Source organism: Bremerella cremea, from assembly GCF_039541315.1.
In the GTDB taxonomy this organism is placed as follows: domain Bacteria; phylum Planctomycetota; class Planctomycetia; order Pirellulales; family Pirellulaceae; genus Bremerella; species Bremerella cremea.
On sequence record NZ_BAABFZ010000005.1, the window covers coordinates 481418 to 508167 of the forward strand.

Annotated in this window: 20 protein-coding genes; 9 read left to right on the top strand and 11 right to left on the bottom strand. The window is 56.6% G+C overall.

Annotation, left to right across the window (positions count from 1 at the left end; translation table 11 throughout):
- The first annotated feature begins 41 nt into the window (after window positions 1–41).
- The 5 genes from ABD890_RS18870 to aroA all read left to right on the top strand — a co-directional run bounded on the left by ABD890_RS18870 (window position 42) and on the right by aroA (window position 7512).
- Window positions 42–2015: a multiheme c-type cytochrome gene (locus tag ABD890_RS18870; RefSeq protein WP_345093403.1), complete on the top strand. Its 1974-nt coding sequence runs from the start codon at window positions 42–44 to the stop codon at window positions 2013–2015.
- Between the two features lie 11 nt (window positions 2016–2026).
- Window positions 2027–3670, top strand: coding sequence for a hypothetical protein (locus tag ABD890_RS18875; RefSeq protein ID WP_345093405.1), 1644 nt, complete (start codon window positions 2027–2029; stop codon window positions 3668–3670).
- Between the two features lie 133 nt (window positions 3671–3803).
- Window positions 3804–4946 (top strand): hypothetical protein, encoded by a 1143-nt coding sequence (locus tag ABD890_RS18880; protein WP_345093408.1) that lies wholly within the window; start codon window positions 3804–3806, stop codon window positions 4944–4946.
- Window positions 4947–4972: 26 nt separating this feature from the next.
- Window positions 4973–6187: an outer membrane protein assembly factor BamB family protein gene (locus ABD890_RS18885; RefSeq protein ID WP_345093412.1), complete on the top strand. Its 1215-nt coding sequence runs from the start codon at window positions 4973–4975 to the stop codon at window positions 6185–6187.
- A 44-nt stretch (window positions 6188–6231) separates the two neighbouring features.
- Window positions 6232–7512, top strand: coding sequence for a 3-phosphoshikimate 1-carboxyvinyltransferase (gene aroA / locus ABD890_RS18890; RefSeq protein ID WP_345093415.1), 1281 nt, complete (start codon window positions 6232–6234; stop codon window positions 7510–7512).
- A gap of 127 nt (window positions 7513–7639) precedes the next feature.
- On the opposite strand, the gene ABD890_RS18895 is transcribed toward aroA, so the two are convergent.
- On the bottom strand, window positions 7640–7885 hold the full coding sequence (locus tag ABD890_RS18895; RefSeq protein ID WP_345093418.1) for a hypothetical protein: 246 nt from the start codon (window positions 7883–7885) through the stop codon (window positions 7640–7642).
- 376 nt (window positions 7886–8261) lie between these two features.
- On the opposite strand from ABD890_RS18895, the gene ABD890_RS18900 reads away from it, so the two are divergent.
- Window positions 8262–8915, top strand: coding sequence for a hypothetical protein (locus ABD890_RS18900; protein WP_345093421.1), 654 nt, complete (start codon window positions 8262–8264; stop codon window positions 8913–8915).
- Here the strand turns inward: ABD890_RS18900 and ABD890_RS18905 are convergent.
- From ABD890_RS18905 to ABD890_RS18920, 4 genes are all read right to left on the bottom strand, one after another.
- Complete coding sequence (locus tag ABD890_RS18905; protein WP_345093425.1) at window positions 8892–9614, bottom strand: peptidylprolyl isomerase; 723 nt, start codon at window positions 9612–9614, stop codon at window positions 8892–8894. The two genes, ABD890_RS18900 and ABD890_RS18905, sit on opposite strands and share 24 nt — an antisense overlap.
- A gap of 179 nt (window positions 9615–9793) precedes the next feature.
- Entirely contained in the window at window positions 9794–11389 is a 1596-nt protein-coding gene (locus ABD890_RS18910; RefSeq protein ID WP_345093428.1) for a hypothetical protein, read from the bottom strand.
- On the bottom strand, window positions 11376–12344 hold the full coding sequence (locus ABD890_RS18915; protein ID WP_345093431.1) for a glycosyltransferase family 2 protein: 969 nt from the start codon (window positions 12342–12344) through the stop codon (window positions 11376–11378). The genes ABD890_RS18910 and ABD890_RS18915 overlap by 14 nt, the downstream gene beginning before the upstream one ends.
- 27 nt (window positions 12345–12371) lie before the next feature.
- A complete protein-coding gene (locus ABD890_RS18920; protein WP_345093434.1) occupies window positions 12372–13400 on the bottom strand; it encodes a lysylphosphatidylglycerol synthase transmembrane domain-containing protein in 1029 nt (342 codons plus the stop codon).
- A gap of 290 nt (window positions 13401–13690) precedes the next feature.
- On the opposite strand from ABD890_RS18920, the gene ABD890_RS18925 reads away from it, so the two are divergent.
- Window positions 13691–15352, top strand: a complete 1662-nt coding sequence (locus tag ABD890_RS18925) for a hypothetical protein (protein WP_345093437.1) — start codon at window positions 13691–13693, stop codon at window positions 15350–15352.
- A 126-nt stretch (window positions 15353–15478) separates the two neighbouring features.
- Here the strand turns inward: ABD890_RS18925 and ABD890_RS18930 are convergent, their stop codons facing one another.
- The 5 genes from ABD890_RS18930 to topA all read right to left on the bottom strand — a co-directional run bounded on the left by ABD890_RS18930 (window position 15479) and on the right by topA (window position 20480).
- Window positions 15479–15898 carry a hypothetical protein gene (locus tag ABD890_RS18930; protein ID WP_345093440.1) on the bottom strand — a complete coding sequence of 140 codons (420 nt, stop codon included), beginning with the start codon at window positions 15896–15898 and terminating at the stop codon, window positions 15479–15481.
- A gap of 87 nt (window positions 15899–15985) precedes the next feature.
- A complete protein-coding gene (locus tag ABD890_RS18935; protein ID WP_345093443.1) occupies window positions 15986–16252 on the bottom strand; it encodes a hypothetical protein in 267 nt (88 codons plus the stop codon).
- 86 nt (window positions 16253–16338) lie between these two features.
- Window positions 16339–17145, bottom strand: a complete 807-nt coding sequence (locus tag ABD890_RS18940) for a hypothetical protein (RefSeq protein WP_345093446.1) — start codon at window positions 17143–17145, stop codon at window positions 16339–16341.
- Between the two features lie 100 nt (window positions 17146–17245).
- A complete protein-coding gene (locus tag ABD890_RS18945; protein WP_345093451.1) occupies window positions 17246–17563 on the bottom strand; it encodes a hypothetical protein in 318 nt (105 codons plus the stop codon).
- A gap of 148 nt (window positions 17564–17711) precedes the next feature.
- Window positions 17712–20480: a type I DNA topoisomerase gene (gene topA, locus ABD890_RS18950; RefSeq protein WP_345093454.1), complete on the bottom strand. Its 2769-nt coding sequence runs from the start codon at window positions 20478–20480 to the stop codon at window positions 17712–17714.
- Window positions 20481–20954: 474 nt separating this feature from the next.
- Between topA and ABD890_RS18955 the strand changes: the two genes are divergently transcribed.
- Window positions 20955–23369 carry a peptidylprolyl isomerase gene (locus ABD890_RS18955; protein WP_345093457.1) on the top strand — a complete coding sequence of 805 codons (2415 nt, stop codon included), beginning with the start codon at window positions 20955–20957 and terminating at the stop codon, window positions 23367–23369.
- A 153-nt stretch (window positions 23370–23522) separates the two neighbouring features.
- Entirely contained in the window at window positions 23523–24434 is a 912-nt protein-coding gene (locus ABD890_RS18960) for a hypothetical protein (protein WP_345093460.1), read from the top strand.
- Window positions 24435–24506: 72 nt separating this feature from the next.
- On the opposite strand, the gene glgB is transcribed toward ABD890_RS18960, so the two are convergent.
- Complete coding sequence (gene glgB, locus ABD890_RS18965; protein ID WP_373356484.1) at window positions 24507–26717, bottom strand: 1,4-alpha-glucan branching protein GlgB; 2211 nt, start codon at window positions 26715–26717, stop codon at window positions 24507–24509.
- Window positions 26718–26750 lie beyond the last annotated feature (33 nt).

Genomic DNA, 26750 nt, shown 5'->3' on the forward strand with positions numbered 1-26750 from the left:
ATCGGCAGAGACAGACTCGAGAGACGGGAAGGACGCCCCGAATGCCAGCTGCCAGAAAACTGACCTCCCAATTGGCGGTCGTGACCATCGGTCTCACGGTGATTGCTGCGCTATGGTTCTGGGGTGTCGCTCCGACGCCAGTCGCGGCAATCCCGCATGTGATATCGCAGCCGCATCCGTACGATCCCGACTGGCCCGAGATCTATCTGATCTTGTCGCAGAAGTGCTCTGGCTGCCACCGTCCTGATTCCAAACGGGTCGATCTTTCTTCTTACGAATCCTTGCTAGCAGGCAAGGCGGGCAAAGATCCGCTGATCGTGCCTGGCGATCCCGATAAGTCGGCCTTGTTTCTGTACGTCGAATGGGACGAACACGCCAAGCCATTCTCCGGCGTCTCCCGCACTCCCGAGATGCCACCGAACAAGCTTGAATGGCTTTCGCCTGGCCAGCTCGAAACGATGAAGCGTTGGATTACCAACGGGGCCCTCGAGTACTGCCTGCCCGAGAACTGCAACATCACGCCGCTGACCGAGATGGAGTTTCCATCGGCCAAGCAGTGTCAGGCCTGCCATCCGAAGCAGTACGACGAATGGTCGCGTTCGATGCATGCCTATGCCCAGCACAGCCCCGTGTTCGAGGCCTTCAATCTGACGTTGATGGAACGCACCAACGGCACCCAAGGAACCTTCTGCACTCGTTGCCATACACCCGTCGGCACTGCCCTGGGCGAGAACGGTAACCGCCGCAACGTCCATCGCTCGCGCATCTCGATGGAAGGGGTGACCTGTGTCACGTGCCACCGTCGTAACGCCAAGCATTACAAGTCGAGCGGTCGCGTCGGGATCGAGCCTGGCAAGATGCTCGATACCTGCATGTACGGCCCGTTCGACGACGCCTCGGCCAGCCAGGCCATGGGTGCCCACCCTTCGGCCGGTCAAGAGTATTTGAAGTCGTCGCAGTTCTGTGGCGAGTGCCACGACGTGACCAATCCGCAAGGTGTACGTCTGGAAGAAGCCTTCAGCGAATGGCAGAACAGCCCTGCCGCCAAGCAAGGCATCACTTGTCAGCAGTGCCATATGGGCCCAGTGCAAGGCGTCCCCTTCAAAGATTGCGAACGTCCCTTGGGGCGAGCCGCCGTGGTGCCCGGCGTGCCGGAAGATCAGCTCCCACTACGTCGGCTGAGCGATCATACTTTCGCTGGCCCCGACTACTCGCTGCTTCCCGATACCGAGTTCCCACATCGGTTGGATTGGATGTACGAAGTCGACTACCGCGACTTCGACTCTCTCACGCCCTACCAGAAGGAAACGCTAACCGAACTGCGAAAGCAGAATCGTTATCACCTGCGACTGGCGGCCGAGAAGCGTTACGAAGTCCTCTCGAAGGCAGCCGACCTGCACGTGCAGGCTCCTCAATTAGCGCGGCCAGGTCAGAAGGTTCACGTCAACGTCGAAGTCGAAAGCTTGATGTCGGGTCACAGTTTTCCGACCGGCTTTACCGCCGAGCGGCAAGCCTGGGTCTCGACGATCGTTCGCGATCAGCAAGGCCGCGTGGTCTTCAAGTCTGGTGATCTCGACGAGAATGGCGACCTCCGTGACGACCACAGCCACGCCGTGCTCGCCGGTCAGGTTCCTTACGATCAGTACCTGCTCAACTTCCAGAACAAGTTCGTCGCTTTGACGTCCGAAGGGACCGACCGTACCGTCATCTTGTCGGTCAACCGTAACCTCTCGCCGCTCAGCTTCGTGCGACCTGCGACCGGTGTTTCGGCCTCGTTCGGTCGTCCCGAGACCTTCCGAATTGCCAAGGGAAGTCTCGCGCCGCTGACCAAACAACGTCAGAGCTATCCAGTTCGTTTGCCGAACGAGCCTGGCACTTACCACGTGACGGTTCGTTTGAACTTCCGTCATCTTCCTCCAACGCTGTTGGATCGAATTGGTACGCCTCACTTGAAGCATCTGCTGGAAGTGGTCGTGCTACGAGAATGGTGCGGCACCATTGAGGTCGCCCCATGACGCAGACCTTAATGACGAAACTCCGACGAGCCATGGCTTCGGCATGGTGTGCGTTGGTGTTTACCTGCGTCTCGCCGTTGTCGGCCGACGAAGGGATCTTCGCCCCACCACCACTGCCGGGTCAAACCGATCCTCCACCGCAGTTGCCAGTCGACAAGCATCAGCTGGTCAAGTTTGGTCGCCCGAACCCAGCCGGTATCTTGCCGCCGCCGCTCGAAACGCTGCAAAAATCGTTCGACGAGCCAGTCCTGCTTCCGCCAACGAAGTCCGACTTCGGCGATCAAAACCGACCTTGGAAAGATGAACCACTTCCGCCACTGGATGAAGAACTGTGGCAGCATGGCGGTTCGTATATCTACACGGCGGAAGGAGATCGCCTGGGCTGGCCGGACGACGATGCCCACGCTCAAGATTCGCTGCTGCGACTTCCAGAAGATTACGTCGATCCAGAACCGCTGACCCTCTTCGCCCAATTCGAAGGGGAAGAGCCGATCAAGAATTCGATCTTCCATTGGTTCGGTCCAGGCGCCTACGACTGGGAGCCCCGCTTTGTGGGCTACGGGGCCTACCAGGCCAGCGCGATCGCGTACAAGCAAGGCAACACGCGGAGTGACGGACTGGGGCACCAGTTGCTGCTGGAACTTGACCTGCGTCTTACCGGGACGGAACGTTTCCACGTCCAGTTTCGCCCATTGGGTGAAGGCAACACGGGCGGTTCGTACTACCGCTTCAGCGATCCGGCTGGCTACATCGATAACAGCACCGGTGTGCCTCAGCGATTTTGGTTTGAAGGCGAACTGCACAGCATCTTCTCAGGCTTCCTCGATCCGTTCGCAGTTCGCGACGTGCACATGGTTGCCGGTAAGTTCCCGTTTCAGTTGCACAACCAACTGCTGATGAACGACGAGATCCTTGGTCTTGCGGTCAACAAGAACACGATCTTTCTGGGCAACACCAGCAACATCAACGTTCAAGGGATTTACGCTGCCAGCGACGTCGACAACGTGGCCGATGCCAACAGCGCGATGTACGGCACCAACATCAGTATCGACTACAAGCGAGTCTTCTACGAAGCGTCGTACTTGTATGTCAACACGCCCGATGCCCCGGGCCGCGATCAACACTTCGCCGCGATCAGTCGCACGCAGTTTCATGGCAAGTTCAACTACGCCGGCCGCGCGCTATTCAAGTTTGGCGACGAAGCAGGTACCGGCAGCGGCGAATTGTTCGTGCTGGAAACCAACTACACGCATCACATGCCGGCCCATCCACTCGGCATCGAGTTCGGCGTCGCCTATTGCAACTTGTTCTATTCCTCGGAAGGATGGAATTCGGCCGCCGGGGGCAACTTCAATCGCCTTCGCTCGGCATTCGATGTCAATCCACTGGTGGCCATCTCATCGGGCACTCAGTTGGGCGAGACCTATGGTGCTTCGCTCGGGATGCAGTTCTTCCGCCATCACGAAGACGAGTCGATTGCCCCGGAAATCGCCTTCCAAAGTCCCGGCGGCGATCTGGTTTACGGCCTCGGTCTGCGATATCAACGTAAGACTGGCAAACGTACCTTCTTAGAAGTGCTAGGCCTGTGGAACATTTCCGACAACGAGGCGCTCCGCCGCGACGGTGTCTTCGTTTCGGAAACGATCCTCTTCTAAACGCCCCACATCTGGCTCCGGGATCGAATAGCCCGTTGGTTAATATTTCCGGTCAGCGCTTCCTTGCCGATCTGCATGGTTTACAATCGGGCGAACTGATCTGACGTTCTCCCCTTCCGGAATTGGCCTGGTTATGACGCGTACACCTTGGCTATCGCTGGCTGGAATCTTCCTGGCCACGTTCACTTCGACCTTGCCGGCAGCTAATGTCGAGCAGCTCACGCAGACCATCAATGGCATCGGTGCCAATGCCGATGGTTACCCAGCGGCAGTCGACGCCGTCGAGTCCCTCAGCAAACTACCCGCCGACACGATTCCTCAAATCCTGGAAGCGGTCGACGATCACAAGCCAGTCGCGGCAAATTGGCTGCGAGGTGCTGTCGAAGCGATTGCCGATCATGGTCGTCGGTCTGGCAAGCCGATCAACAACGAAACGCTGATCGCCTTCATCGCCGAGACCGAGCACTCGGCCAAAGCACGCACCATTGCTTACTCGCTGCTGAAAGATCAAGACGAAGCCGCGGCGACCGATCTGATTCCGACTTTCGAGAACGACGCTTCGCTTGAACTCCGCTTGCTGGCCGTTCAGAAGCTGATTGATGACGCCGCCGCCAAGGTCGCAGACGATCAGAAGGAAGCCGCGATCGCGACCTATCGACAGGCCCTGACCGCGACTCGCAACGCATCCCAAGCCACCGCCATCGCCGATGCCTTGAAGAAGCTGGACGTTGATGTCGATACGACCGAGCACTTTGGCTTTCTGAAGTCTTGGCACGTGATGGCAGCGTTTGAGTACGACAAGGGCAACGGTTTCGACACAGCTTATCCACCGGAAGAAGCGATCGATCTGGAAGCGACTTACCCTGGCAAGCTGGTCGAAGAAATCCCAGGCCCAGCCAAATGGCTGCCGCTGGAGGTCCCCGCTGGCGAGAAGCGGGTCGACTTCAACAAAGCGTTCGCACCGGTCAAGGAAGTGGTCGGCTATGCGGTCACCACCTTCGATAGCCCAACCGAGCAACAGGTCGAACTTCGCTGGGGTTCCCCGAATGCGACCAAGGTCTGGCTGAATGGCAAGTTGATTGCCTCGAACAAGGTGTATCATGCCGGCGACAACTTCGATCAATACATGGCCCCGGCCAAGCTGAAGGCGGGCGAAAACACCATTCTGGTGAAGCTCGTTCAGAACGAACAAACGCAGTCGTGGACCAACGTCTGGCAGTTTGATCTGCGCGTCTGCGATTCGCTCGGCACCGCCATCCGCGACGCCAAACCATAAACCAATCTCACGCGAAAGAATGAACGATGCGTACCCTGCTCTGCCTGCTTTGCCTTGGCCTGGTTGCCACTGTCGCGCGTGCTGACTGGAAACAATTTCGCGGTGACGATACCACCGGCGCGGTTGATAAGTGCCCCGTCCCGGATAAATGGTCGATCGATGGCGAAAACATTGCCTGGTCGGTCGAACTTCCAGGCCGCGGTCCTTCGAGCCCCATCCTTGTGGGCGATAAGGTTATTCTGACAACCGCCGACGGCGCGGACCTGCAGCGGCTGCATGTGCTGTGCTATTCGACCACCGACGGAACGCTGCTTTGGCATCGCAACTTCTGGGCAACCGGTCGCACGTTTTGCCATCCGCAAACCACGCCTGCTGCCCCCACGCCGGTTAGCAACGGCAAGTCGGTCTATGCCTTCTTCGGGTCGAGCGACCTGGTCTGCCTTGATCTCGACGGCAACTTGAAATGGTACCGAGGGCTGGGGCACGAGCATCCCAAGGCAGGCAACGACGTCGGCATGGCCAGCTCGCCGATCGTGGTTGACGATACGGTGATCGTGCAGATCGAAAACCAGGGCGATTCGTTCGCCGCCGGGATCAACGCCGAGAATGGTCAGACCCGTTGGTTCCTACCAAGAGCCGAACGAGCCAACTGGGCTTCCCCGATTTCGTTGAGTGTCGCTCAGCCTGATGGCCAGCATGTGGCGCTGCTGCAAAGTGGCGACGGCATCACGGCCGTTTCGGCGAAGGAAGGCGAAGTGCTGTGGGAACTGGGGGGTGGTGCGTCGACGATCTCGACTTCGCTGACCACCGACAATCGAGCCTTCATCGTGTCGAACGGCCTGACGGTTCTGAATATCGAAGATCCGAGTCAGAAGCCAGAGATCGTCTGGGAAGCCAACAAGCTAAACCCATCTTCGATGAGCCCGATTCTGCACCACGGGAAGGTCTATACGATCAACGGCGCTGGCGTGCTGAACTGCGGCGACGCGGCCACCGGCGATCTGGAATGGGCCGTGCGTCTGAAAGGGAAGTTCTGGGCCACGCCGGTAATCGTGGGCGACAAGATGTACGCATTCAATTTCGACGGTCTCGGCATGGTGATCGATCTTTCAGGCAAGAAGGCTCAAATCGTCGAAGAAATCGACATGGGCGAGAACATTCAGGCCACGCCTGCCTTGGGCTCTGACGGCATGTATGTCAAAGGAGAACACCACCTGTGGAAGATCGCCTCCAAGCAGTAAAATGGGGTATCCCATCCATGATCCCTCGTGCTTGAAGTTGCCCTGTGGTAAGCGAAATTGAAATCACGCCGTGCGGTCCGATCTTCGGATCGATCCGTCCTCCTGGTTCGAAAAGCCTGACCAACCGTGCCTTGATTATCGCCGCATTGGCTCAAGGGCGTTCGCTGCTGACCGGGGCGCTCGCCAGTGAAGATACCGAGGTGATGATCGAAAGTCTTCGTGCGATCGGCGTCGCGATCGATGTCGACGATATCAGCCACACGCTGCGTGTCGACGGTAACGGAGGGCAATTCCAAGGCGAGAACACCGAGATGTTCATCGCCAACTCCGGCACCTCGATGCGATTTCTCACGGCGCTGGCAACCCTCGGCCAAGGCACGTTTCGCCTCGATGGCATCGAGCGAATGCGCGAGCGGCCAATTGGCGACTTGATCAAGGCTCTGCAGCAACTAGGTGCCGACATCCAAACCGAAAGCGACAACGGCTGCCCACCGGTATTGGTTCGCGCCCAAGGCCTGCCAGGCGGCAAGGCGACCATCGCCGGGAACATCAGCAGCCAATACCTCAGCGGCCTGCTAATGGCTGCACCGTATGCCCGAAGCGAAGTTCAACTGGAAGTCGACGGCGAACTGGTATCGCAGCCATACGTCCGTATGACGACCCAGATCATGCGCGACTTTGGCGTCACCGTCGAAGAGAACGACTGCCGCCGCTTCGTGATCGCTGGCCAGCAGCAGTATCAGGCCCGGCAATATGCGATCGAACCCGACGCTTCGGCGGCGAGCTACTTCTGGGGCGCGGCCGCAGTCAGCGGCGGCAAAGTATGCGTCGAAGGCCTCACCAAGGATGCCTTGCAAGGGGATGTTGGTTTCGTCGAAGCGCTGCGTCAAATGGGCTGTGAAGTTGAATATGGTAAGGACTCGATCACCGTGACCGGCGGCCAGCTGAAGGGGATCGATATCGACATGGGCGAAATCAGCGATACCGTCCAAACCTTGGCCGCGGTTGCCCTGTTTGCCGAAGGCCCAACCCGAGTAACCGGCGTCGCCCATAACCGCCACAAAGAAACCGACCGCATTGGCGACCTGGCCTGTGAACTTCGAAAGTTGGGCGCAACGGTGGAAGAGCTAGAAGACGGGATGGTGATCACACCGGGGACGCTTCAGCCCGCTCGCATCGAAACGTACAACGACCACCGCATGGCGATGAGCCTCGCCTTGGTGGGCCTGCGTCAGCCGGGAGTCGTCATTACGAATCCGGCGTGCACCAGCAAGACCTATCCACTCTTCTTTGAAGACCTGGCCGCGATCTGCCAGGGAGCTTAGATCCTTCGTCCTAAAGCAGGACGTGGCCACGACAAGAAATGAGAAAAGCCGCCTCAAGGGCGGCTGTTTTCATTTTGGTCGATCCCCGAGTCAATGGAATGAGCCATTGCCGAGGGACCTCGCCGTTTTAATTGGTTCCGAACGTCGCAGGAAAGTGCGACGTGGGCATCCCTTTACCTAAATAGGCATCGGCCCGATGAAGCGCGTCTTCGATCGGATTTACGATCGGAGCAGCCAGAATCGTCGGGTCTTGGGAAGTGAACTTGGCGCCGCAATGTTGGCAGGAAACCTCGAGTCCTAAGTACTCGACCTTCACCTGCAACTTGCGACCGCAAGTCGGACAAGGCTGGACGAAGTAAGTGATTTTGCACACAACGGCATCTCCTACTACCGCGACCAAGAGATAAGCATCACCAGGTGACGACAACCCGGCAACGTTCCCGCAGTATAAGAAATGGGCCTAACAAATCAACCGAAATCCGTGACGAATGCATATCAATACCACGTTATGACTACCGCTAGGGGAATTAATACTAACTTACCCGTTTAATTGAATTTCGTGCTGGCACCCCTGATTAGTACGGTAAATCGAGTCGATATCGCGAGACTTTGCGGTAATGCCGCGATCTGCGGATAAACACACCCCTATGCTAACTTTTGTCCTATCCTTTACTTGTAAGGACTACTTTTTCTGCCATTTCAGGCCTTTACCCCCTGCCTAAATTGTGCAACCGGACTCTGGAACACTTATGCGACCGTCCCCTCGCTACTGCCTGGTACTCACTTGCTTGATGCTGTTGACCAGTGTGGTGTCAGGCGTTTCGCCGGTGCATGCAGATACTCCTTCGCCTGATTTCAGCACGTTGGAGAAGCTGGTCCAGCAGTATTTCCTGCACGCGAGAACTCGATCGACGCCGATCCTGCTCACCCAAAGCAAGGTGCATGACCTGCTGGAAGAGTTGCGTGGGATGCGAATCTATATCCCGGGACGCGGCCAAATTGTTCGCAGCTTCCCGCACGACAAAGAATTCTTCGCACGGTTCGTCCTCAGCGAGCTCAGCCAGGAACCTGCCCGTAGCTATCCCGAAGATCCAACATTTCTGCTTCAGCGTATCGATGCGATGTGCTCTTCGTACGATACGATCCGGCATCTCAATCGAATCGCCGGACGAGGCGAAGCGTTCTCTGAAGACTGGATGGGAACCGACGCGATGTTCCCTCAGATCGAGGATGCCGCCCTAGAAGATATCCTGGACGATCTAGGTGTGCGAAGCGCCGCCGACGCCAAACCGCGACGGCGGAACTATACCATCGATCACTTGCTGGAAGTGCTCAAAACAGCCTACGAGCCAGCGACCCCGCCAGCCACGAAGACCGTCTCACTTGACGCGCTCGGCCGATAGAATCTGCACTGGCTGACGAGGCAGATTGGCGAAACCATCGTTGGTTTCGACTTCCACCTGCGAGATCGCGTCGGCCACTTCCATTCCGTCGATCACTTCGCCAAACACGCAATAGCCGTAGCTACTCGAATCATCATTGCCGATGTGATCGAATGCTTCGTTGTCAGCGCAGTTGATGAAGAACTGACACGTCGAGCTATGAATGAAGTTCGGATCGCGCGACATGGCGATCGTGCCTCGCTTGTTCTTCAGCCCATTGGTTGCTTCGTTCTGGATTTCGCTCCGTACGTCACGTGGGCTCATGTTCGAATCGAACAGACCTCCCAACACCATGCGGTCGGCATGGACGTAGTGGAAGATGGTTCCGTCGTAATGCTTGGTGGCGACGTAGTTGGTCAGAAAGTTATCGACTGTCGCCGGAGCCTTCTTAGCATCCAAACGCAGACGAATCTTGCCCATCGTGGTGGTCAGCACCACCTCCGGAAATTCTTCGCCACGGAAGTCCGACTGCTGAAGTTCGGACATCGACATTTCCGTCGTCATTGTTGGTGAGTCACCGCTCAGCGCGTTGGCACCAGGATCACCAATACTTGCTGCCGGAGGGGTCGCGGCGTCGGAGCCACCACATCCGGTGATCAACAGAATAAAGCCAAAAGCCAACCCAAGCTGGGTTGCCCAAGATAAGTGCGGGGATTTCATCAAGCACGCCTCCTTGCGCTGCGCCTGAAGGTGGATCGAACGGGTCAGGTTCGGGTCGGGAATTGCCGATATTGTCGAGATTTCGCCAAACGATGCAACACGAGTTTCGCCAGCATGGATAGCATCGAAATCTAAATACCAGCATTCACCCCAGGCAATGTAAGGCTGGCTCGCGATGATTACTCGAGCCAGCCAAGATACGCGAAATAGTTGTAGATCCAGGGATGAACCCACGGGTTGAGCGCCGAATAGCTGGCCGACGCCGCACTCAACAGCAGAAGCAAAGCGAATATTCGTTGCCCCCACACAAAGTTCTTCCAGCGGTCGAGGACCGGAATCATCGCGGTTAACCACATAGGGATCAACCAGAAAGCCCAGCGAAAGCCAGACGTCATCCCGCCATAGTTGCGGTCTTTTAACGGTCGGAAAATATAGAACAAAAGACAGACCGCCGTCAGCAAGACAATAAAGATGGCGACCTGGCGGAACGCTCCCTTGTCACCCAGCCACATGCCCAGCCCCAAGATCGAGAGCAGCCAGACCGGCGTCAGCGACAACACGCCATGGTGCCCGATCAGCACATGGAATGCGTACAGCGGGATCGAAGCTTCGCCTTTGTCGACTCCCTGCTTCACGCCTGGTTTCCAGTAACTGGTGTCGTAGTCGTACCAGTTGTCCCAGTCGCGAAGCTCGATGGCATCCTCGGTTCGCTGCAAGGCGTAGCGTCGATCGATCCCGCGATCGAGCAGCACCCAGCGGGAACCTGTTTCACGGGTGATTACCTCGGCCTGGTCGCTAAGCTGGACGTCGTGTTCGGCCAGAATATCGTTCACTTCCGCCGGCACTTCGTTCTTATCAAACGCGCCGTGCATCTTCTCTTCGACCGCTCCCAATACCGGACCGTCGGCCCGATGAGCATAAGGGGGACGCCACGATTGATGGGCAATGTAGTTGGAACCGACCGAAAGAACCAGCACGATCACCGCGGCCGGCAGCCCGCACAAAAGCGTTGGAATGGGGCGACGGATTAGCATCGCCAGCCCGAGGAATGCCAGGAAGCTGAAGGCAGGCAAATCGTTCACCGCCGCCGAAGCCGCAAAGAAGCCAGCCCCGAGCAGATAGCGAGCCTCGCTTCGCCCATCGCACCAGACGCGCAGGCCGCAGTACAATGCGATCGCCACGCTGGTTGCCGCCACCAGGTGATTATTGATCGTCACGGCATAGGTCGTCAGAAACGTTCCAAAGGCGACCGTCGCCACGATTCCGATCCGGGCAAAGTCGGATCGGGCATAGCGTTCGACAATTAAAATCGTCGGCCATAGAAGTCCCAGAAGCAGCAGCCCGTTGGTAACGATCAGAATGATTCGTCCCACGTAATAAGGATGCTCCGAGATCTCGATTCCAACCGTGTTTTTAATCAGCCAATATTCGCCTGCCAACACGCAGGCCATCAGTGGAGGCTTGCTGCTGTAGTAGTGATACCGGCCATCGGGACCGAGGTGATACACCTTGTCAATCGAATCCCAGTATCGGTCCTGAATCACTTCGTCGATGGCGAAGGTCTGATGATCGACCAACGAGCGCACCGTCGCCCAGCGACTTCGATCGTTCGCACTTAAGAACGGATGACGATTGTGATTGGCCGTGACGGCGTAGATCCGCCCGATCGCTCCGCCGAGACATATCGCCAACAGCAACCAATAAACGGCCCATCGCAAGCGATCGGCATCGGTCATCTGGTCGTCTCGCTTCCGAGAAACTCTAGTTGGTTTCATCGCGCGAGCCCACCTTCTGCGAAACGAAGTACGACTTTGTTTGTGGAGCCATCGCCGAACGAATAATCTCGGCCAGCAAGCCGACCGTGACAAACTGCGTGCCGAGCAGTAGCGAGACGATTGAGTAATAGAACACCGCGCGCTTGTGCAGTTCAATCGGTTCTTCAACGCCGATCAACCGATCGATCACCCACCAGCCTGAAAGCCCGAACAAGCCGACAAAGCCAAGGGCGAAGAACAAAAGGCCAATCCCCCCAAGCAAATGCTGCGGCCGCTGACCATAACCGGTGATGAACGCCACCGTCGTCAGGTCGAGGAAGCCTTTCAGGAATCGTCGTACGCCATACTTGGAATGCCCAAACTGGCGTGCCCGGTGATTGATGACGATCTCGCCCACCTTCCAGCCGTGGGCCGCTGCCAGGACCGGGACGAACCGGTGGAGCTCGCCATACAGACGCACTTCGTTGAAGATCTCGCCGCGATAACACTTCATACCGCAGTTGTGGTCATGCAGCGTCACGCCGGTCAGCGTACTGACCATCCAGTTGAACACGCGTGACGGACCGACCTTGTGCCATGGATCGTGACGCACTTTCTTCCAGCCGCTGACGACATCGTTACCGGCGTCAAGTTGTTCGAGGAACCTTGGAATCTCGTTGGGGTCGTCCTGCAGGTCGGCGTCCATCGTGATGATGACGTCGCCGGTTGCTTCCTGGAAACCAGCATCCAGCGCGGCGGCTTTGCCAAAGTTCCGGCGGAACTTGAGCCCACGAATCCGCGAGTCCTTTTCGGTCAGCCGGGTGATGACCTGCCACGAATCATCCTTCGAACCGTCGTCGATAAACAGAATCTCGACATCATAGTTGTTCGCTGTCACGACCGCGCAGATCTCTTCGTGCAGCTTGTCGAGACTTTCGTCTTCGTTATAGACCGGGATCACTAAAGACAGCTTCATGGGCTCTTACTCTTCCAAGCATATTCGTTATGCAGGACGTTGGGCGGGATCGGTGTTGGGGCTCTCTTCCGAGGGGGAAGGCTCGCCGAGGGAGCCATCGGTTTGAGGTGCCCGGGCGGGAATAGCATATAGGATAGTCGCCAGAGCCACTTCCGCCAAAAGCCACGATACTCGCAACAAGACGGCCGAAACGACCGCGACCACTGGCCCGAATACCGGAGCCATCATTTCCATGATGACATACTCGCGAACCCCCATCCCGCCAGGAATCGGGGTCACGAAACCAACCACCATCGCCAAACAAACCGTGGCAGCCAGTAGCGGGAACATCGTCAGTCCGCCAGCCATATGGACATCGGCATCGGGAATACTGGCCATCGTTGCGAACAGACTGCCCCCCAGCAGCGTCCACCCAATGACATTCGCGCACCAGCCCCAGGCCATCACGCGGTAGTTCAGACCGGCCAGGTTCTGCTCGATCTCAGGGTTGATCTTCGAGACCTTCAGAAGCAGCACGATTCTGCGAAAGACCGGCGGCAACGTCACGAACCCAGCAGCCAGGCCAATTCCAACGGCAATCAGTAGTAATAGATGATGATGGGAGAACCAAATGGCGATCAGAGCCGCAGCGTAAACGGCCCCGACCGAAACCATGGTCAGCGTTTCTGCAAAGACGGCGGTTGCTACGACGGAGCGCTGCAGGCCGGTTCCTTGCACAAGTGAAGTTCGCAACACCACGACCAGTGCCTTGCCGGGCACATACTTACCGAGATGCCCAATGAAGAAGGCCCGAATCGCACTCCAGAACGTGGGGTGCTGCTTCATGGCGGTCATCAAGCGGTACCAGAAGATCCCCATCGGCAACGAGCCCAACAGGTACAACAGACCTGCGGCGATCACCCAATGCCAGCGAAGTTGGCCAAAAGAAAAATTATTTTGGTGAACTTGATCGATTGCTTTTTGGATATTCTGCCAAACGCCCCAGACTACCAAAGCCACCACAATCAACTGAACCGCAGTCATCGCGCGCGACTTCCACAGCTTCGCTTTGCTCACTGGGCGATCATCCGGGCAATCTGGGCTTAATGGAGAATCCAACGAAGGTGCTTCTAGCGGTGTGACAGCTTATGTGGATAACTTGGCGATGGTAGTCTATCGCAAAGCCGCTGCGAACCCCAAGGGGCATCATGCCGTAATGCTTTACCGATACCGAGATAGGGAATTCTCCTCGCGGCGGTGCTGGCGACAAGAATGCTGGCAAATGTCGCTTTCCTGTTTCCAGGATAATAGTTAGGATTAGCGGCACAAGTTGCATGATGCACGTGCTGTGCGAGGAGTATGAGACTGTGTACGCCGCCTGCTTAATCATTACGTCCGCCGTTCTCGGGGTTGATTTCGGCTATCAAACGACCGATCAGGGACAACTCGAATGTGTTGTTCAGATCGAGCCGGAAGCTCTGGAACGCCTGAAAGCTGGCGAAGCTATCCAGGTTGGGATCCCTCCGCAAATTGACCGGATTGAGGTCTTTCGGATCCAAGTTGGTTCCGATTCTTTGAACTTGCCGGTCACCTATGAAAAGCCGGTCAGCGATCGCGCGAACGATGTCGGTCTTATCCCGACCGAGGCGCCTAAGTTAACTTCTCCGCCGGAAGTCGCCTCGGAAGCGGATATCAAACCGTCGCTGGGTGACGAGTTAGCACAGTATATCCCGCGGTCGACCAACGAACTTCCTTACGGGGCCACGCAGCCAGCGACTGGTGCTTCCTCGCATAACACCACCAACCCCGGATCGACCACGGCCACCAACTTGCCGCCAATTCCTGGCGCCGACGAACGGTACGGCAATACGGCCAGCAACGGTTCGCGTTTCTCGGTTCCGAACACGCCTGGCAGTCCTTACAACGCCGTTCAAACCAGCGGCACTACTCCGATCACGCCAACCGCCGGCACGAGCACCACACCTGGGAGCACGCCCACCAGCGGTAATCAGTACAGCACCACTGGCTCGCCAACCGGCGGAGCAGCGAACAACAGTGCCGCAGTCAACGGCACAGAAAATCGCTGGAACACTTCCTCCGGCACCAACACGGGCAGCACGGCCGGAACGCCAACACAAACTGGCGGCACGACCGCTGGAACAACTGGAGCGACCAATCCTTATCGCTTCAACAATCAGACAACAACCGGCTCGAACAACAACAGCGGCGTCGTCTCGCCATCCGACTCTTGGGTAGGCCAGTCAGGTTCTGGCACTGGCAACTCTACCAACACCGGTGGCACGCAGAACGGAACCAACAACGGCAACATGGCTCCACCGCTGAACAACTCGACGGGTGGATACAACTATGGCACCGGTTCTCAGCAACAACCTCAGCAGCCGAACAATAACAACAACACAACTCCGAACAACGGCGTGCCGAACTTCGATAACTCGTGGTTGACCGGCGCGTTCGGCAACAACAATCAGCAGAACGGCGGCACCACGGCTCCTTACAGCCCACTGCCAAATACCAATCAGCAGCAACAAGGCAACGGCCAAGTGGGCCAGCAGCCACCGTACGGGCAGCAGTACCCGAACAACAACTACAACAACCAGCAACAGATGCCGCCTCAGCAGCAGTATGGCCCTTATCCCAATAACAACTACGCCAACCAGGTACCTTACAACCAGTACGGCAATCAGCCGAATTATGGCTACAACGTACCGGCTTCGTACCAGCAGCCTTACATGCAGCCACCCGTTCAACAAGTAGCTTCGCTTCCTCCGCCTGCCTCGTCGCCAACTCAGACGACCGGCACCACGACTGGCGATGCCAAGGAAACCGAAAAAGAAATCGTCTACGAGAAGGTTACCGAGCTACCTACGTGGTGGCCACTGCTTGCCTTCGGTGCGTTGATTTCGTTCGGTGCGAACTTCTACATGTTCACCACCTCGCAAGAGTTCCGCCGCAAGTACCAAGACTTGCTGGAAGACGTCCGCGACCTGCGAACGCTGTCGAACGATTAAGCGAAACGAGATTAAGCCAAAGGCCATCCCGGTCGTTACCAGGATGGCCTTTTTTCGTTTCGAAGCAAAGCCCCGGCCAGGCCCCCTCTGAGACGGCTGCCAAATCAATCTCGATCCGAGACCGATTCACTTTTCCTCAACCGCAGGGATCGTTTTCAACAGCTCCCATTTGCCATCTTCGCTGTAATAGATGGCGATCCCTTTTTCCGTCACGACATACATCTCGACGTTATCACGTTTGAAGAAGGGTTCCATGGAGCCGTCACGGGTGATCACCGCTTTGATCTTACCTTGAATCTTGATCGGCTCTTCAATCACGTGCCCATGCTGGGGTTCCACGTCGGGCAGTTCCACCTCCAGCCCGGGAACCACTGTCGAGTCTCTCCAAGAGGCCTCGATCGCCTTGGCCGTTTGCACAAAGCAACCCAGATGATAGAACTCGCTGAACTTCTGCGTTTCTTTCACCCAGTCTTCGTTGTATCGTAGCCCTAAATGGAATCTCGGGCCCTCGATCTCGAAGTCGTCACGCACCAGGAACAGGTGCAATCCATTGATCTCCTTCTGCAAAACGCCGTCTTCCCCGGGAACTTCCTGGACCTCGCGGAAATTGAATTCTCGAATTCGGTCGTAAGCCTATTTCAGGTTCGCCACGAACGCCTTATTCAGCCCGGCAACTTCCGCACGGCGATAGCCAGCATATCCGCAGAACACAAATGGATAGGTATCCTGCAGAGAGTAATCAACCACATAGGGTGCCGACTGCTCCTCAAGGTTTTTGAGCATCTCCGCCGTCAGCGTGACGTGAAAGAAAGCATCGCCAGGCAAAAAGTAACTATTGGTGGCCATCGCCGGCGTCGTCATCCACAGCAAGGCGAGCAGTCCAAAGGCTAGACGAATCATCGCTGGCTACCTTTTCTACGGTGCACAATGGAAGTGAGGGGAGAGTTGAATTTTCAAATGAAAGCACGATTCAAGACGACCTGTTTTTACAGCTCCCAGTATCGCAGCGTTTTTTTCGCGGCCTCTTGAACGAACCGAACCCGCTCTTCTTGCTGTTGGCCGTCGATGGTCCGAACTTGAATCGATTCGCTGGGGTCGTTCAGCAAAGAGCGGACACGCTGGATGTTCTCGTCCGTCTTGAAGTATCGCAGTGCAGCAGCTCCATCAGCACGCTGCCGGGCGTTGCCGGTCACCCACCACTGGGCAAGTTGTTCCAGCTGCGAATCGACCGGCAAGTTGAGACGGACATGGCCTCCGGTCCGATAGTATTTCGCCCACTGGGTATCGGCGACAACATCCTCAGGAACCACCACCCGAAATGCTTGTCGCCGAACAATTCCGACGGAATCCTGGGCAATTTCACGCACAGTGGTGATCAATTCGGCAGGGCTGCGAATCACTTGCAGGTCAGCGGTTAACACCTCAACCGGCTGTTTCTCTCCAATGGGAATTGCCACCTGAGACTGCCCCTTCCCTCCATCAATCACCAAAACCGAAGTTCCTTCGGCATGCGACTTCAAGAGCGACTCGGCCAGATACATTGCCGGCAATTGTCGAGATGCCTGGAAGGGGCCTTTGATCGACTCGTCGACCTGGAAAACCAATTTCCCCCAGCCACTGCGGGAAGGGTCGGGGTGGATATTGGAGATCGTGGCAAGATAAATCAGGCGAGCGTCACTTACTTGCAGTTCCAGACTATCAACCTGGGCCGTCAGCGGCTGGGCCTCTGCGGAGGAAGCTGTTAGCACTCCCCAAACAGCAGCGGCTAGAACGACAAGGGAACGAACACGCATGATTTTTTCCTGGGAACATCGCGAATTCGTTTTCAAGATAAGAAGAACTTTCCATGTCGTCAATTTTTAGGATGGCCCAAGGCCAAGTTCTGGCCTCGCCCTATTCGATCCAGGCATGGAATTCACTGAACACAACGCTCCCTTCAGTCTCCGCTTCCGTGATACACGCTTGGGCATCTTCGTCGTCAGGGAACTCCCAATCGAATTCGTCGATCGCGACACACCATCGCACGGCAACCAGTTCGAGGCGTTGTTCCTTCAACGCTTCCTTCACTCGGACAATCGCCGTTTCAACGTCGAATTCCCGCACATAGCAGCGAACGGCAGCCCCCTTTGTCTCTCCGTCATCGAGTAACGAACCCTTGCCGGGGCGCAGCTCGAGAAGCAAGCAAAACATATCGTCGCTGGAACTGATCATAAGAACTCTGACTCTGCGAGTGGGATCGAGATTTCGCTGGGGCCAGCTTCAAGCGCCGATCTTCGCTGAACGAAATTTCCATAAAGAAGGCCATCCAGGATTACCCCTTGGATGGCCTAACTAAAGATTCGTACGTTCCAAGGCTTGCTTAGAACGGCGCTTCGTCGCTCGACGATTCCGCAGGCTCAGCCGCCTTCTTTTTGGTGGCTTTCTTGGTGGCTGCTTTTTTCGTCGTGGTCTTTTTGGCCGTCTTCTTCGTAGCGGTCTTTTTCTTGGCCGCTTTCTTTTTGGTGGTCTTCGTGGTCGTCGATTTCTTGGCGGTCTTTTTCTTCGCCTTCTTCTTGGTGCCACCCTTAGCGGCCCGATCGGCGAGAAGTGCCAGAGCGACTTCCATAGTCAGTTCGTCAGGCGAAGCCCCCTTCGGCAGCGAAGCGTTCGTCTCGCCGTCGGTCACGTACGGACCGTAGCGGCCGTCCATGATCTTGATCACTTCTTCGGTGACCGGCGACTTGTCGAGCGTCTTGAGCGGCTCTTTCGGAGCACCACGGCGACCGCGTGTCTTTGGCTGGGCCAGCAGTTCCAGCGACTTCTCCATATCGATATCGATGGGCGAAATCTCGGCTGGCAGCGAACGGGTCTCGTCGTTCCACTTGATGTACGGCCCAAAGCGACCGTTGTAAGCAACGATCGGCTTCTTATCTTCTGGATGCACGCCAACTTCGCGTGGCAACGAAAGCAGCTTGATTGCCGTTTCGAGATTCACATCGCCGGCATTCATCCCCTTCATCAGGGAAGCATTCTTCGGCTTCTCGTCATCGTCGGACGCCCCCATCTGGACGTACGGTCCGAAACGGCCCGTCTTCAGATAGATTGGCTTGCCTGTTTCTGGATGCTCGCCGAGCGGTTCTTCCCCCTTTTCGGCCTGCTCCAGCAGGTCCATTGCCTTCGGCAAATCGATTTCGTCGGGCGGAAGTTCATCCGGAATCGAACCACGGCGTTCGCCTTGTTCCACGTAGGGTCCATAGCGACCGACACGCACGAAGACTTCTTCGCGATGCTCGCCTTCTTCCGGGGTTCCGAGCGGAATCGAGTTCACGCTGCGGGCATCGACGTCTTTAATGCGTTCTTCGACGACCTGTTTCAGGCCCGAATCTTCCACGCCGAAGTAGAACTTGCTCAGGTAATCGCTGGCGTCTGCTTCGCCGCGGCTGATGCTGTCGAGGTCGTCTTCCATCTTTGCGGTGAAGTCGTAGTCGACCAGCTTCGACAAGTGAGCTTCCAGCAAGCCCACCACGGCAAACGATGTCCAAGTCGGAACGAGTGCGTTCCCCTTCTTGAAGACGTATTCGCGTCGCAGAATCGTATCGATAATCGAGGCGTATGTACTTGGACGACCGATGCCCATTTCTTCCAGGCTGCGGGTCAGCGATGCTTCGCTGAACCGGGCAGGTGGCTGCGTGGTATGGCTCTTCGGGTCGAACTCTTTCTGCTGAACACCCTGCCCGACGGTCACGGCTGGCAGCAGCGTTTCACGGTCGGCCAGTTCGGCCTGGGGATCGTCTGAACCTTCGACGTATGCACGCAAGAATCCGGGGAAGTCGATCGTCTTGCCACTGACATAGAAGACCGCGTTTCCACCTTTGATATTGATCGAGATCCGGTGACCGCGAGCATCTTCCATCTGGCAGGCGATCGTTCGCTTCCAGATCAGCTCGAACAGCTTGAACTGCTCGTCGCTCAATTCTTTTCGCAGCGATTCTGGTTTGCGGAACTCGTCGCCAGCAGGACGAATCGCTTCGTGAGCTTCCTGCGCGTTTTTAACCTTCGAGGCGTAAACGCGTGGCTTCTCTGGCAGGTATTCCTTGCCGTACTCACTTTCGACCAGCTTACGCGAAGCATCGATCGCGACTTGAGCCAGGTTGGTCGAGTCGGTACGCATGTAAGTGATGTAACCGTTTTCGTACAGGCTCTGAGCGACCTGCATTGTTCGCCGGGCGGTGAACCCGAGCTTACGGTTAGCTTCCTGCTGCAGCGTACTGGTCGTGAACGGTGCGGCTGGCTTGCTGGTATACGGCTTGTTCTCGAGGTTACCCACCGAGAAGTCGGCGTTACGAATTCGCTCGAGCAGGTCGTTCGCGCCCGCTTCGTCCAGCAGCAACAGACCTTCTTTATTGACCTTACCGGTCGAAGGATCGAAGTCACGACTGGCTGGAACGCGCTTGCCATCCGCTTCGATCAGGGTCGCATCGAAGGTCTGGCCGTTGGTTTCAAAGGTGGCGACCAGGTCCCAATAGGTGGCCGAGTGGAACGCCATCCGTTCGCGTTCGCGCTGGACAATCAATCGGACCGCGACACTCTGCACGCGGCCGGCCGACAGTTTCGGCTTGATCTTTCGCCACAGCAGCGGCGAAACTTCGTAACCGTAGAGGCGGTCGAGGATTCGACGCGTTTCCTGGGCGCGAACCAGTCCATCGTCGATGGCCCGTGGATGTTCGAGCGCCCCTTTAATGGCGGACTCTGTAATTTCGTGAAACACGAGCCGATGGACTGGGACTTTCGGCTTCAATATTTCTTGCAGGTGCCAGCTGATCGCTTCCCCTTCGCGGTCTTCGTCCGTCGCGAGGTAAAGTTCGTCCGACTCCTTCAATAGCTTCTTAAGCTTGGTGACCTGCTGTTTTTTGTCGCTGGGGATGATGTAGACCGGATCGAACCGATCGTTGACGTTCACCCCCAGGTAGGCCCAGTCTTGGTCCTTGTACTCCTGCGGGATCTCTTTCGCACCCTGCGGCAAGTCACGTACGTGACCGATCGATGCTTCGACAAGGTAGTTCTTGCCCAGAAACTTCGAGATCGTGCGAGCCTTAGCCGGTGATTCGACAATCACCAACGCCTTCTTGCTGTTACCCGATTCCGCCATGAATGATCCAATTCAATCTACTGTTGCGATTCCGCCGTTGGAGTTTTGCCCGTGGCAAAGGAGACGAGGTTACCAGGCCGTAGTTTTCTTATCCGTCGTCGGAGGCCTCTGAATTTAACGCATCGCCATAAGGTTTCCGCCTGCGGAAAAATCGTTGCCGCCGGCAGCTAATTTTTGAAATCTTGACTTGGCTATCAAAAATCGATGAAGCTTTCGCAAGTCTCGCAAATTTTGCCGCAATCTGCCCTAAAGGATGGCCGCTGCTGCGTTTGCGGGTGTTGATTGGGATTGTACAAACCACGAATGCCCCTACAATCGTTGAAATTGTGCATCCCCCGCCCAGCATCAATAGTGCCACTTGAATCAATATGTCAAGGGGGCGGGACATTTTAACAACCCACCGGCGGTTCCATTTTTCGATAGGCGACAATGGCCACTCCGTTCAAAGTCTTCCGCGATAACCAGAAAATCTTGATGGTTGTTTTTGGCGCCCTGTTGATGGTCGCCTTCATTATTCTGCCGCCAGTTCTGCAGTATGGATTCCAGACCCAGACGGTTGATAACGAACGCGGCAATATCGTGGTGGAAGTCGACGAGGAAAATTTGTACCGCGTCGACGTCGACAACTTGCGCGATAAGTACAACCTGGTGGCTCGCGTCATGGCCGAAGCCATTGGCCAGTCGCTGATCCTGAAGGGTTCGCCGCAGCCGCCGATGCCACCGATTCCAGGTTTGGCCATTCGCCCCGCAACAGCTCAAACCCCTAGCCTACCTGAATTCCGCCCGGTCGGTGCCGAAGAAGCGGTCCTTTATTATGCCTGGGTCAAAAAGGCCGATGAAATCGGACTGGTCGTCGACGACGCTTCGGTTCGTGAATTCATGCGAGAGACGGCTGGTGGACAGCTTAGCGACTACGACTACAACGCCATCCTGATGACTGTCACCGGTGGCGAACGCAGTGGAATCACTTACGACCATTTCTTTGAAATGCTGCGTGGCGTGCTGATGGCCCAGAAGCTTCAGGCTCTGGTCTTCCGTGACGGCCGCGTGGTCACCCCGGGTACTGCCTGGGTTGCTTACCGCAACTTGAATCGTTCGCTCTCGACCGAGATGTTCCCCGTCTCGGCTAGCGAATTCATGAGCAAGGTGGGTGAGCCGACCAGTGCTCAGATCACCGAAATGTTTGAGAAGTTCAAGCACCAGCCAGCCAATCCAGCCATGAACCAGACTGGCTTCATGCAGATGGACAAGATCGCCTTGGCTTACATCAAGGGTGACATCAACGACTTCCTGGATGCCGCCAAGACCGAGATCACCGACGCGGAAATCGCGGCTCATTACGAAGCCAATAAAGATTCTTACCGCAAGCCACAATTGCCTTCGGCAGAGCCGGAAACTCCAGCCAATACCGAAGAGAAACCGGCTGAAGAAACGCCAGCGGAAGAATCGAAGCCTGCCGGCGAAGAACCCGCTCCGATGGAAACACCGGAAGCTCCGGCAGAAGAAATGAAGAAGGAAGAGGCACCGGCTGAACCGACCAAGACCGAAGAGGAAGCCAAGCCAGCCGATGATGCCAAGCCGATGGAAGAGCCAAAGCAGGAACCTGCCGCGGAAGAGAAGCCGGCGGAAGAACCAAAAACCGAAGAGCCCAAGTCGGAAGAATCGAAGCCAGAAGAAGCCAAGGCGGAAGATTCGTCGATGACCGCTCGCGACGGTGGCGTGCAGTTGGTCAGCTTCCTGCAGGAAGAAGGCGAAGAACCTGCCAAGACCGAAGAAGCACCTGCCGAAGAAAAGCCAGCGGAAACCCCAGCTGCGGAAACTCCAGCCACCGAAGCACCGATGGAAAACGAGGCTCCTGCCACGGACGCTCCAACGGAAGAAGCTCCGGTTGAGTACAAGCCACTGGCCGAAGTTCAAGATCAGATCCGTACCCGTCTCGCCCAACCTAAAGCTCAAGCGAAGATGCAGGCCGCCTTGGCGGAAATTCGTCACGAGTTGCAAGGCAAGTACGAAGATCACCGTAGCCAAGAGAACGCCGACGACACCAAGTCGCCTTACGACTCGGATAACCTCGAGAAGCTTGCCAAGCACCTGGGTCTTTCGTTCGGTGCCATGCCACTGTCCGATTACTTTGAAGCTTCGCAGACCGCCTTTGCCCAAGACGCGATTCACTTCGACTTCGTCTTCGAGCCAACCGGTCCTCGTACGCTGAATCGCTCGCTCGTTGCCGAAGCTTTCGAGTCGAACAACCCAATGTTCCAGCCACGTGCGTTCCCTGGCGATTCGCAGACTCGCCGCTTCAGCGAACCGGAAGTCCAGTACCTTTACTGGAAGACCGACGCCAAGCAGGGCTATGCTCCGAACCTGGAAGACGTCAAAGACCTGGTGATTAAAGCCTGGAAAGAACAGGAAGCTGCCAAGCTGGCCAAGGAACATGCCGAGAAGCTGGCCGAGCAGATCAAGACCAAGGAAGAACTGGCCAAGGCTGCCACCGAAGCAGGTGCCACGGTGATCGTCGCCGAAAATATCACCTACTTCAATCAGCTCTCGGGCAACCAGAACCTGTCGCTGGGCACCATCCCTGGCGTGGAAGACGTGGCTCAGACCACCATGGAGGCCTTGTTCAGCACGCCAGTCGGTTCGACCACGGTTGCTCCGAACTCGAAGGACAACGTTTACTACGTCGCCCTGATCACCGGCGAAGGCGAAACCAACGAACAGCTTCGCGACAACCTGATGGCCGCCATCCAGGGCGCGTTGCCAGCCAGCGTTTCAATGTACGCTTCGCAGGAAGAAAACATGGTCACCCGAGCGATCCTGCTCGACTTCTTCGATCCAACGCGGATCGACTGGAAGATCGACCCAACCGATCTCGACTCGAACTCGTAGTCGACTTCAATTCAAGGAAAGGGCCGGCAGATTTGCCGGCCCTTTTTTGTTTCTTGCCTGGAAACTTGACACGCCTCTTCCGACCGCCTGACAATGTGCCCCACCACTTGTCTTACCTCCTGGCTCCTCCTCGTTCCGTTACGGTCACCACCCATGGCTAAGATCTCCAGCGGCAAGCTCCATCAAGGCTACGACTCCAGCATGGGCTTTGGTATCGCGATCGGAGACATGATCAGTCACATCCGGAGCGACATGCCCTCTATACCCAAATTTAAACGGGCCGACCTGATCACCACCGGTACGCTGCACGCCCTGGCCAAGGTCCTAAAAGGAGAACCGAAGTCGGCTTACATGACGAAGCTTTACAAGCCGGAAGTCGAAGAATGGCAAGCGACGCTGAATGCCTGGTTTAAACAGGTACGCTCGAAGTACACGCCGGAGGCGGCCGAGCAGTTTCAAAAGAACCTCGACGCCGACTTCCAAACGCTGCTGAAGTATGCCAAGGACAAAGACGAACGATACTGGCGAGCCGAGTCGCAAGAGACCTTCCTGAAGATCCGCTTCAAGTCTCACGAAGAGAAGGAAGCCGCCGAAATCGCGGCCGAGCGTTTGCATCCCGTCAAACTAGGACATGCGTTGTCGAAGTATCTCGAGCGATGCATTAGCGATCTGCATGGCGACACGCCGCCGAGCCCCTCCCCTGCCCCGAACGGCGAGCCCTGGGAACCGCTGCGACTCTCGTTGGGTTGGTCGACGGATGAAGAGGACGTCGACAATCATTCCGAGAGTACTCACCTGACGACCGACAGCTTCAGACGCTTCATGATCGATCCGGATGACGATACGGAGATTACGGCGTATGACATCGAGGACGCCGTGATTAATTATCTGAAGAAGCATGAACGAAGCCTGCTGAAGACGTTGGACTTCGACTGCGAGAGTTCTTTGTTCTGCGTCGGATCGACGGAGCCATCGTCGCTGGCGACGGTTGCCGAGCTCTTGCTGCGGTTTTCGCGAGATCTCGAGTTATTCGAGAGCTATTGGCAGCCCAAGAAAAAGAAATAGCCGCAAGGCCTGGGAAGCAAGCGAGGCCTGCTTCCCGAAGCAATTTGCGGCTTATCTCTGGGCTCGATTCGATTAGCGAACCGGCTTGATCACCACGGTTGCCATCGGAGGCAAACGGAACTGGATCGAGTTCTCGCGACCGTTCCAACCGATGTTGTCGGATTGGATATCATCGGTATTGATCACGTCGCTACCGGCGTAACGCGAGTTGTCCGAGTTGAAGATTTCGCGGTAGGCACCGGCAACTGGCACACCCATGCGGTAATCGTCCCGCGAGCTTGGGGTGAAGTTGCAGACCACAGCGACGAAGTCTTCTGGGTTCTTACCCTTACGGATGTAGCTGATCACGCTGTTTTCCCAGTCGTTGCATTCGATCCACTCGAAGCCACTGTCGTCGAAGTCCACTTCGTGCAGGGCGGGCTCGTGAACCAGCATCGCGTTGAGGTCCGAGATCAACTTCTGGATACCCTGGTGCGATTCCCATTCCAGCAGATCCCACTGCAGGCCTGCTTCCAGGTTCCACTCGTTCCACTGGCCGATTTCGTCACCCATGAAGATCAACTTCTTGCCAGGGTGCGTCCACATGTACGAGTACAACAATCGCAAGTTCGCGAATCGCTGCCACATGTCGCCAGGCATCTGATCCAGCAGCGAGCCCTTGCCGTGCACCACTTCGTCGTGCGAAAGCGGCAGCACGAAGTTTTCAGTGAACGCGTAGATCAAGCTGAAGGTCAGTTCACCATGGTGATGCTTGCGATAGAGCGGGTCTTTTCGCATGAATCGCAGCGTGTCGTTCATCCAGCCCATGTTCCATTTCAGGCTGAAGCCGAGACCGCCGTCAAAGGTCGGACGCGAAACGCCACCCCAGGCAGTCGATTCCTCGGCGATCGTCATCACGCCAGGATGCTGCAGGTGGGACTGTTCGTTGAATTCTTTCAGGAACGAGATCGCGTCGAGGTTTTCGCGACCACCGAATTCGTTCGGAATCCATTGATCATGTTCGCGGCTGTAGTCGAGGTACAGCATCGAAGCGACTGCGTCGACTCGCAGGCCATCGATGTGGTACTTGTCGAACAGGAACAGGGCGTTCGAGATCAGGAAGTTCCGGACCTCGTTGCGTCCGTAGTTGAAGATCAGCGTGCCCCAGTCTGGGTGTTCGCCACGGCGTGGATCTTCGTGTTCGTACAAAGCCGTACCGTCGAAGCGACGCAGGCCGTGATCGTCTTTCGGGAAGTGAGCCGGCACCCAGTCGAGAATCACCGACAGACCATGCTGGTGGCAGTAATCGACGAAGTACATGAAGTCTTCTGGCGTTCCGTAACGGCTGGTCACGGCGAAGTAACCGACCGTCTGGTAGCCCCAGCTACCGGTGAACGGATGCTCGGAGATTGGCATCAATTCGATGTGGGTGTGGTTCTGCTGCTGGCAGTACTTCACCAGCTCGTGTGCCAGGTAGCGGTAGTTGAACCAGCCATGTTCTTCTTCCGCATTGCGGGCCCAGCTACCGAGGTGGACTTCGTAGACCGACATTGGTTTGGAAAGCTGATCTTCCTGGCCACGCTTGTCCATCCAGACCTGATCGTTCCACTTGTAGGTGTTCAAGTCGGCGACGATCGAAGCGGTGCGCGGTGGCATTTCGGCAGCGAAGCCGTAAGGATCGCACTTGTCGACAGCGCGGTCGGCCTGACGGACACGGTACTTGTACTTTTCGCCAGCGGCCATGTCCGGGATGAACAGCTCCCAGACACCGCTGGTGCCAACACGATTCATCTGGTGGCTGCGGGCATCCCAGTCGTTGAAGTCGCCGACAACCGAGACAGCCTTGGCATTTGGTGCCCAGACGGCGAAGTTCACGCCGCTGACGCCATTCACCGTTCGCAGGTGAGCGCCCAGCTTGTCGTAGGATTGCCAGTGCTTACCTTCACCCAACAGGTGCAGGTCAAAACCGGTGAAGAACGAAGGAAACGCGTAGGGGTCGTGCATGGTTTTCATTTGGCCACTTCCGCCATCGATTCGAAGTTGATACTGGCCCTTTTCCGTAACCCCATCCATGGGACACATGGCTTCAAACAATCCCGCCGGATGAATCATCTTCATCGGCGTGTTTTTCCCGTGTCCCGGATGGAACAGCCAGGCTTGTTCTTTTCCCGGCAGGTAGGCTCGAACCGCCGCGGATTTCATGCCCGAGGCTTCCACTGGGTGCGGACCCAGAAAGCTACTCGGATTGTCGGAACAACCGTCAATAAGATCCGTTATTTTACCCAAACCACCAATTGTATGCACGTCCTGCTCCTTGCCGATGCTGCGGCCTTGCCG